The following is an 8,403-nucleotide window of genomic DNA, read 5'->3' as shown; positions in this document are numbered from 1 at the left end:
GAAGCTTTCTTATCGGATGAGTGCGGCGCCCGCCGGCCACGTCGATGGGACGGACCTTGGTGGACGAAGTCGTCCGGGCGCGAAACGAGGGACGCATTTTACTCTGGTAAACCCAAGTTATCCACAGGCGGATACGCAAAAAACCCCGAAAAAAATGATCTATCCACAGGCTGCGCAGCAGCCGGCCTGTTCCGTGCGCGCAACACTGCGGGCTCACTTGGGTGATAGGGGGACAGAGTCAGCAGCTTGTCGATGCGGCAATCCCGGCCATGGGGACAATGTTTTTTGTAACAGTGTTCGTGCGGGAGGGAAGAGAGGGTGGCTGGCGCGCTTTTTTGTTGTCTGTGGATAAAGTAAACCTGCTTGCACTACCACGGTGGACAAGACAATCCACCCCAGGAAGCGGGCTTATTCCACCACGGCCCCATCGACAAAGACCTTCATTTCGCCGGACTGGTACTGCGTCCACACTTCGTTGTCGGTCAAGGGCTGGGTGACGATGACGGCGACCCGGTCGTTGCTCGTGGTGACCTCGGAAAAATCCACTGACAGGTCGTCATCGGACAGCTTGGCGGTGGCAAAGGGATGCTGGCGCACGATGTAGTAGAGGTGGGTGGAGCAATGGGTATAGAGCGCCGAGCCGTCCGAGAGCAGCATGTTGAAGGTGCCGTGGCCGGCGATGTGGTCGACGATCTCGCGCAGGGCCGCGCGCAGCTCGGCCAGCAGGGGCAGGGTGTGGCCAAAGCGCTTGCGCATCTCCTGGAGGATGTAGCAGAAGGCCAGCTCGCTGTCGGTGGTGCCGACGGGGCGGTAGGGGCCATCGAGTTCGGGCGTGAAGTTCTTGAGATCGCCATTGTGGGCAAATACCCAATAGCGCCCCCACAGCTCGCGCACGAAGGGATGACAGTTGGCCAGCGTCACGCGCCCCTGGGTGGCCTTGCGGATGTGGGCGATGACATGCTGCGACTTGATCGGATAGCGCTTGATCAGCTCGGCCACGGGCGAATCCACCGCCGCCTGATGGTCCACGAAGGTGCGCACGCCCGACCCCTCGAAGAAGGCGATGCCCCAGCCGTCGCGATGGTGATCGGTGAGGCCGCCCCGGGTGGCGAAGCCGGTAAAGCTGAAGACGATGTCGGTGGGGGTGTTGCAGTTCATCCCGAGGAGCTGGCACATGATCTCTTGTTCTCTTCTTCTCTTGCGGCGAGGCGGTGGTAATTTGCAGGTGGACAAGTTATCACGATTGCTGCGGACAAAGACGCCGGCTGTGGACAAAAAAAGCCCCGCGAGCTTGCGCTGGCGGGGCTAATCCTTCCTAAAGAGGGAGGAGGAGACACAGTACGTACTACAAAACTTCAACTACACGACCAGAAGCCTGAGGGCCTCGAACTGGCTGGCGGGGACGGGATCGGCGGATCAGTCGCGCGCGGCCATGTTGCGCAGTTCGGCGGCGAAATTGGGCTGGGTCATGCTGTATTCATTGGCCATGCGGTTGAGCATGCGCTTGCCGCTGAACTTGTGCGCCAGGATGCGTTGCTCCAGCGACTTGCGCGGCTTGACCAGCAGGACGGCGGCTTGCGCCAGACCCAGGATCAGCGGCTTGAACACCATCACGAAGGTCACCAGCGCTCCCAGGCCCAGGGCCGGACGGACATAGGCTGCCAGCATCCCGATGAGGGTCTGTGCAAACGGCATTGCAGCTTCTGCGGGAAAGGCCAGGTTCAGGAAGGACATGATATTTCTACCTCTGATAATCATGCCGCGACACGATTGCGCGGCGTTCAATCTCACTGTTGTTGCGTCGCAGTATGCCGAGGCGCCGGCTGTATGACTACTTTAGAGTTCTCATATCAGATATAGACTTTGTGAATATGAGTCCCCAGCGCCCCCTGTGCGTCTCGTCATGCGTCGCAAGTCCTTGCTGGACATGGCTTACGCCGAGGTCGCGCAACGTTGCCGGATGGACAATGCGGCCAGATCAGCGTTCTCTGATGTAGAAAAACAACGCGATTTGACGCTGGCGGCAACGCCGGTGAATATCTGGGACCGGATGCCCCGGAAGCATGGGGCGACAGGGGCGACAGGGCGCCTGGCGCAGGGACGAAAAAAAACCCCACAGGCATGGCCTGCGGGGTTAATCCTTCCTAAAGAGGGAGGAGGAGACAACGGATCGGTGTCCTGACGCGTTGATCGAATCAGCGTCAACATAAGCGCCGTACGCGCCGGGAACTACCGAAATCCTTCACTACCGGCGCCGTCCTTGAAGGCCTGGCGCCAAGGTCACGCGGAAGTCACGCGCGACCGGTAAAACTTGAATCTGGTGAAACAGAAACCTTCGATCAGCCGCGCGAAGCGATGAAGCGCAGTTCAGCAGCCAGGTTGGGCTGGGTGGCTTCGAACTTGTCGGCCATGCGGTTCAGTTGGCTGGCGCCGGTTGCGCGATCCTGTTCGGCGGCGACCAGAGCAACGGCTTGCAGCTCGTGGGCCTTGACGAAGTGGATGAAGATGTTGCGCATGACGGCGGCGAACTTGCTCTTGAAGGTGCTGTTGGTGCTTTGTGCGATGGTTGCCATGATTCGATCCTTGACGTTGTGTGTTATGTTGCATTGCAGTGTAGTGAACTCACCTTTGTTTGACCACTTTCCGTTTCGGATATCAGTTATATTATCTGTGAATAATATTTCTGCCGGCGATCACCGGCATCCATACTGCCTCTCCCTACCGCCGCAAAGGCCCGCCCTATGAGCTTTCTCACCCTGGACCTGAATCTGTTGCGCGTATTCGACGCCGTCATGACCGAGCAGAACCTCACGCGCGCGGCCAATCTGCTGGCCATGACGCAGCCGGCGGTCTCCAATGCCCTTCGTCGCCTGCGCGACACGCTCAACGATGACCTGGTGATCCGCACCGCCCACGGGGTCAAGCCCACGCCGCGCGCCGAAGAGCTGTGGCCGACGGTGCGCCGTGCGCTCTCGGAGCTGGAAGCGGTGATCGCGCCGGAGAGCTTCGACATCTCGCGCGCCCAGAACACCTTCCGCATGGCCATGGTCGACGCCACCGCCGCCCTGTGGCTGCCTTCGCTGGTGCGCACCATCATGCGCGACGCTCCGCGCATCAAGATCCGCATGATGCCGCTGACCACCCGTGACCCGCGCGCCATGCTGCTGCGCGGCGACATCGACCTGGCGGTGGGCTTCTTCCCCGGGGTGACCGCCCAACTGGCCGATGGCCAGGGCATGGCCAAGAGCCAGATCAGCCACGCCCGGCTCTACACCGGCCAGTACGTCTGCGTCATGCACAAGAGCCACCCGCTGGCCGGCCAGCCGCTGACCCTGGACAGCTATTGCAACGCCGACCACCTGCTGGTGAGCCTGTCGGGCAAACCCCATGCGGTCATCGACGATGTGCTGGCAGGCATGAACCGTGAGCGCAAGATCCTGCTGACGGTGAACCAGTTCTTCACCGCTGGGCGCATCGTGGCCAGTTCGGAACTGATCACCGTATTGCCCCGCCACCTGGTGGCCGCCACCGGAATGGCCGAAGCATTGGTGGTGAAGGAATTGCCCTTCCAGACCCCGGAAGAGCATGTGGACATGCTCTGGCACGAGCGCGACGCCCGCAATCCCGCGCACAAGTGGCTGCGCGCACATTTGTCTGCAACAACCCATGACGAATTCGGTCGTATCAACATGAAGCGCTGATGCGGCGCTGGCAGGGCGGCATCGGCATATGTTGAACCCCTCAATGGCAAGCCCAACCGATGCCGCGCCTGACAAAGATAATCCTCTGGCTCTGCGCCAGCCTGATCCTGCTGATCACTGCAGCGGTCATCTTCATCCTCAGCTTCGACTGGAACCGGGCCAAGCCCTGGATCAATGAACGCGTCTCGGCCTCGATCGGTCGCGAATTTGCCATCGATGGCGACCTCTCGCTGCACTGGCAGCGCGCGCAAACCCTCCCCGGCGCGGCCCCGCCCGGCTTCTGGGAGCGCTGGCTGCCCTGGCCCCGCTTGCAAGCCGAGCAGCTGCGCATCGGCAATCCGCCCGCCTTCAGCCAGGCCGGCCAGATGGCCACCATCGGCCAGGTGACGTTCACTCTCAATCCCTTGCCGCTGCTGGTGCACGACATCGCGCTGCCCTCGCTGGACATCCGTGATCCCTCCGTGAGCCTGCTGCGCAATGCGCAGGCGGTGAATAACTGGACCTTCAAGAGCAGCAGCGCGGGACCCTCGGCGTGGAACCTCCGGCTGGGCCGCATCACCCTGCGCCAGGGCAAGCTGAGCCTGGACGACGCTGTGGACAAGATAAAACTCAAGGCCGAGATCGATACCCTCGACCCTGCTGTGGAAAAGATCTATGGCCTGGGCTGGAAGCTCAGCGGCAGTTTCAATGGCGCGCCGGTGTCGGGACAAGGCAAGGCTGGCGGCGTGCTGTCGCTGCAGAATGTGCAGCAACCCTATCCGCTGCAGGCGCAGGTACGGGTGGGTAAGACCGCCATCGGTGTGCACGGCACGCTGACCCGGCCGGCTGCGCTGGCGGCGCTGGATCTGCGGCTGTCGGTGTCGGGGGCCAGCATGGGCAACCTGTATCCGCTGACCGGTGTGCTGCTGCCCGAAACGCCGCCGTTCGCCACCGAGGGCAGGCTGATCGGCAAGATCGACGCCGGCCACAGCCAGTGGGACTATGAAGACTTTCGCGGCAAGGTCGGCCAGAGCGATATCAATGGCAGCCTGCGCTACACCACCGGCGCAGGCGCGGCGCGGTCGCAGTTGACGGGCTCGCTCACTTCCGAAGTGCTGCGCTTCGACGACCTGGCGCCGCTCATCGGCGCCGATTCCAATGCCGAGAAGGCTGAGCGCGGCGCGCAGGAGCGCCAGCCTGGCGACAAGGTGCTGCCGGTAAAGACCTTCAGCACTGATGCCTGGGGCGCACTGGACGCGGATGTGAAACTCACGGGCAAGCGCATCATCAAGCAGAAGGACCTGCCCATCAGCGACCTGCAGGCGCATCTGATCCTCAAGGACAAGGTGTTGACACTGGCTCCGCTGGATTTCGGCGTGGCCGGCGGCAACCTGCGGTCGACCATCCGCCTGGACGGGCAGGCTGCGCCGATGAAGTCGGAGCTGATCCTGTCGGCGCGCCGGCTGAAGATACAGAAGCTCTATCCGCAGCTTGACGCTTCCCGCACCAGCTTCGGCGAGATCAATGGCGACGCCCGGCTCAGCGCCACCGGCAATTCGGTGGCGGCGATGCTGGGGTCGTCCAATGGCGAGGTGAAGACGCTGGTGACTCAGGGCGCGATCAGCAAGTTCCTGCTGGAAGCGGCCGGGCTGAACCTGGGCAATGTGGTCATCAGCAAGCTGTTCGGCGACAAGGAAGTGAAGCTCAACTGCCTGGCGGGCGACCTGCCCGTCCGGGAGGGGATCATGACGGCCCGCACACTGATGCTCGATACCGAGGATGCGCTGATCTCCGTGGATGGCACCATCGACATGCGGCGTGAAAAGCTGGATCTGCACGTCCATCCCAAGAGCAAGGGCCTGCGCATCATCTCGCTGCGCTCGCCGTTGTATGTGGCGGGGACCTTCAAGCAGCCAGATGTCGGGGTGGACAAGGGGATGCTGGCGCTGCGCGCCGGCAGCGCGGTGGCGCTGGGCTTGCTGGCGCCGGTGACGGCCATCCTGCCGTTGATCAATGTCGACGGCGACGAGCAAGCCGATTGTGCCCATCTGCTGGAAGAAGCCAGGAAGGCGCCCCGTGCGCCAGCGGCAGGCAAAACCCTGCCTGCGGAGCGCTCGCCTAAAAAATAGGCAGCAGAAAATGCGGCGCAAGACAGGCGCGGGGTCAGGGGATAACTTTCCTGACCCCGCGTTTTTTTGCCCCGTGTTTCATCCTGGCATGGATGGAAGCAATCCGGCACAAGCTCACGAAGGGGTAGGAAATAGGGGCTATTTCTCAACTCAAAGCCTAAATCTGGCCTTGATCCGCAGCAAATTGACCGAATTCATTGGCTTTAACAAAAATTTCCCATTGCAGCCGCCAAATCATCAAAAACGCCTCGCCCTGTGGATAAAGTTCTGAATAACTTTTTCATCGATTGGGGAAAACTCGAAAAGTTATCCAAAGGCGAATTTTTATCCACGATTTGGAATCACGTCATACAGGCCTTGCCCAAGGATTTATGCGTCGCGCAAGCGACTGATTTTTTGGGAGTAAACCAGGTTATCCACATCAACACGCGGACGTTAACCATCACTACTAATCTTATAAACAGCCTAACTATAAAGCTGAACTGCGCGCGCTTTCGCTGCGCGCGTGCCCAGGTCTGCCAAACCCACCAGGCAGCTGACAGATAGACGCTTCGGACCAGTCGTCCTGGATTGCATGACGTTGAAGGCCGCAGAGATCGGGGCGGCCCAGGAAAGGACAGGACGCGGCTGCCACGCCGGTGGACAATTCGAAAGGGGGAGCCCCATCGGGTGTGGACAAGAAAACCCGTCAGCGGCTCAGGAGATGGCCTGGCTACGGTTTTTTATCCACAGCGGGCTCAAGGATGGAACGAAACGGACGGCCGAGCTTGCCCGGTGGACAAGTTCAGCGCTTCGGGTCCACTGCATCGGGGACCAGCAGCTCAAGATCGCTGGCGGCCTCGGCCACGCAGGGAAGTATCCAGCCTTCGGCCTTTTCTTCCCGCGTGAGTCCCGGCCATTCGATCTGGTAATCGATCCGCCCTGTGGACAATTTGCACATGCAGGTCCGGCAGGTCCCATTGCGGCAGGAGTTGGGCAGGCGAATGCTCGCCGACAAGGCCGATAGCAATACGGAGCGTCCAGGGACTTGTTCAAATTGCAAGCCCGAGGGCTGAATGCGTACAAGGAAGCGGATTGAGCTAGACATGCCTGTTTTTCACGGGTTTGGAGGCGGCTGTGGATAAGTCTCTGCATATCCGCTGCGCGGTTTGGGTATATCTTCGCTTTTTATCCACCGGCCAAAAATTGTCCAGAATCTGTGCCTGCGCAATGCAAAAGCTTACCAAGCGTTTATCAGAAAGCTAAATCCTTGATTTTTTTCGCGTAAACCAAGTTATCCACAGTTTTTGGCGCCGTTAACAACTACTACTACTTATATATATCCACATCTGAATTAAAGAACCGGAAGAGCGTGCGCGGTGGACATCTTTCCAAAAAAAGCGCCAGAACCCGAAAAAACAGCCCAAAAGCCCTTGGCACGCACCAGATGAACCAGAACGGCCCTTTAGGTTCGGCAATACAACGGTGAATCAAGCTTGCTTATAAGAAATTTTCGATCTCAAATGCTTGTCTTGAAGACAATTCAGCTTTGCCAGATTTCCTGCAAGAGACGGAAAACGGCCTGGATCACGGGATCGTGCTGCCACTTTTCCAGGCAGATGAAGCTCAGCTGCGTCGACAATTCCACCGCATCAGCGATGACCAAGCCGTGAGCGTGCGCCTGGTTGAGGGCAATGGAGGCCCGCGCCAACGACAGTCCGACCCCGGACTTGACCAGGTCGAGCATGGATGACTCTTGGTCGACCAATGCCACTGTATGCGGTTTTACCTGATGTTGAGCGAAGATCCTGCTTAATAGACGATGATGGGCAGATTCCGGCGGGGTCCATATCCAGGGCAGCCGCGACAACTCCTTCCACCCCTTACCCGAGACACGGTTTTTCCATCCCGCCGGCGCGATGACCTTGTAGGTGAACGAAGTCAGCTCCATCGATTGGAAGCCTTGGCCAGGCGCGCCGAGGAAGAAGCCGACATCGAGCTTGCCGGCGCGGATCTCGTTCAGGACCGAACCCGACATGTGATGGGCGAGCTGGGTCGACAGCTGCGGATGGCGCTCGACCAGCAACTTCAGGAAGCCGCCCAGGCGGATGAATTCCGGATCCAGAATGGTGCCGATGGCCAGCGAACCCGACAATTCCCCCGTACTGGAGCGAAAGTCGGCGGCGTGACGGCGCAGTTCCTGCACATCGGCCAATACCCGCTCGGCCAGTGGCAGCAATTTGTTGCCTTCCGCGGTCAAGACCATCCCCGCTGCACTCCGATTGAACAGTTGCAGGCCCAGGCTTTCTTGCAGCCCCTTGATCTGCAGGCTCACCGCCGGCTGGGTCAAATGCAGCTTGTCAGCGGCCCGGGTCAGGTTGCCTTCATGGGCGACAGAGATAAATGCACGTAATTGGGTCAGATCCATCGTCAACTTCCGCGATTGCTGGGCATTTCACGGGATTGGAGATGTGGATAAACCCGTGGATATCCTGGTGGACAGGCTGTGATTAGCCTGTGGGCAGGGTGTGCGTAAGGATGAAGGCATTATAAGGAGTTTTTATATTGCTCTTGATAATTCCTCATTGGATGAGCTGGCGCGAGGAGACTATTCT

Annotated in this window: 8 protein-coding genes; 3 read left to right on the top strand and 5 right to left on the bottom strand. The window is 59.8% G+C overall.

What is annotated here, in order from left to right; genetic code table 11:
• Window positions 1-408: 408 nt before the first annotated feature.
• The 3 genes from ACP92_RS23990 to ACP92_RS23980 form a co-directional block, all read right to left on the bottom strand.
• Entirely contained in the window at window positions 409-1,176 is a 768-nt protein-coding gene (locus tag ACP92_RS23990) for a class II glutamine amidotransferase (RefSeq protein ID WP_013236714.1), read from the bottom strand.
• Between the two features lie 240 nt (window positions 1,177-1,416).
• Window positions 1,417-1,734 (bottom strand): hypothetical protein, encoded by a 318-nt coding sequence (locus tag ACP92_RS23985; protein WP_013236713.1) that lies wholly within the window; start codon window positions 1,732-1,734, stop codon window positions 1,417-1,419.
• A gap of 605 nt (window positions 1,735-2,339) precedes the next feature.
• A complete protein-coding gene (locus tag ACP92_RS23980; RefSeq protein WP_041311378.1) occupies window positions 2,340-2,573 on the bottom strand; it encodes a hypothetical protein in 234 nt (77 codons plus the stop codon).
• Window positions 2,574-2,741: 168 nt separating this feature from the next.
• Here ACP92_RS23980 and ACP92_RS23975 point away from each other — a divergent pair, with 168 nt between their 5' ends.
• Genes ACP92_RS23975 through ACP92_RS24800 form a run of 3 tightly spaced genes read left to right on the top strand, consistent with a single transcriptional unit; the run spans window position 2,742 to window position 6,080 of the window.
• Window positions 2,742-3,701: a LysR family transcriptional regulator gene (locus ACP92_RS23975; protein ID WP_013236712.1), complete on the top strand. Its 960-nt coding sequence runs from the start codon at window positions 2,742-2,744 to the stop codon at window positions 3,699-3,701.
• Window positions 3,702-3,760: 59 nt separating this feature from the next.
• Complete coding sequence (locus tag ACP92_RS23970) at window positions 3,761-5,809, top strand: AsmA family protein (protein WP_048348641.1); 2,049 nt, start codon at window positions 3,761-3,763, stop codon at window positions 5,807-5,809.
• A 10-nt stretch (window positions 5,810-5,819) separates the two neighbouring features.
• Entirely contained in the window at window positions 5,820-6,080 is a 261-nt protein-coding gene (locus tag ACP92_RS24800) for a hypothetical protein (protein ID WP_156181828.1), read from the top strand.
• A 513-nt stretch (window positions 6,081-6,593) separates the two neighbouring features.
• On the opposite strand, the gene ACP92_RS23965 is transcribed toward ACP92_RS24800, so the two are convergent.
• Window positions 6,594-6,896 carry a 2Fe-2S iron-sulfur cluster-binding protein gene (locus ACP92_RS23965; protein WP_013236710.1) on the bottom strand — a complete coding sequence of 101 codons (303 nt, stop codon included), beginning with the start codon at window positions 6,894-6,896 and terminating at the stop codon, window positions 6,594-6,596.
• A gap of 435 nt (window positions 6,897-7,331) precedes the next feature.
• Window positions 7,332-8,216: a LysR family transcriptional regulator gene (locus ACP92_RS23960; protein ID WP_013236709.1), complete on the bottom strand. Its 885-nt coding sequence runs from the start codon at window positions 8,214-8,216 to the stop codon at window positions 7,332-7,334.
• Window positions 8,217-8,403 lie beyond the last annotated feature (187 nt).

Origin of the sequence: Herbaspirillum seropedicae, from assembly GCF_001040945.1 — a bacterium.
Classification (GTDB): Bacteria; Pseudomonadota; Gammaproteobacteria; order Burkholderiales; family Burkholderiaceae_D; genus Herbaspirillum; species Herbaspirillum seropedicae.
This window is presented reverse-complemented; position numbering and strand designations above follow the sequence as displayed.

Bases quoted from the DNA above. Each gene is read 5' to 3' on its own strand.
- ACP92_RS23990 (WP_013236714.1), bottom strand. From the start codon at position 1,176: ATGTGCCAGCTCCTCGGGATGAACTGCAACACCCCCACCGACATCGTC.
- ACP92_RS23985 (WP_013236713.1), bottom strand. From the start codon at position 1,734: ATGTCCTTCCTGAACCTGGCCTTTCCCGCAGAAGCTGCAATGCCGTTT.
- ACP92_RS23980 (WP_041311378.1), bottom strand. From the start codon at position 2,573: ATGGCAACCATCGCACAAAGCACCAACAGCACCTTCAAGAGCAAGTTC.
- ACP92_RS23975 (WP_013236712.1), top strand. From the start codon at position 2,742: ATGAGCTTTCTCACCCTGGACCTGAATCTGTTGCGCGTATTCGACGCC.
- ACP92_RS23970 (WP_048348641.1), top strand. From the start codon at position 3,761: ATGCCGCGCCTGACAAAGATAATCCTCTGGCTCTGCGCCAGCCTGATC.
- ACP92_RS24800 (WP_156181828.1), top strand. From the start codon at position 5,820: ATGCGGCGCAAGACAGGCGCGGGGTCAGGGGATAACTTTCCTGACCCC.
- ACP92_RS23965 (WP_013236710.1), bottom strand. From the start codon at position 6,896: ATGTCTAGCTCAATCCGCTTCCTTGTACGCATTCAGCCCTCGGGCTTG.
- ACP92_RS23960 (WP_013236709.1), bottom strand. From the start codon at position 8,216: ATGGATCTGACCCAATTACGTGCATTTATCTCTGTCGCCCATGAAGGC.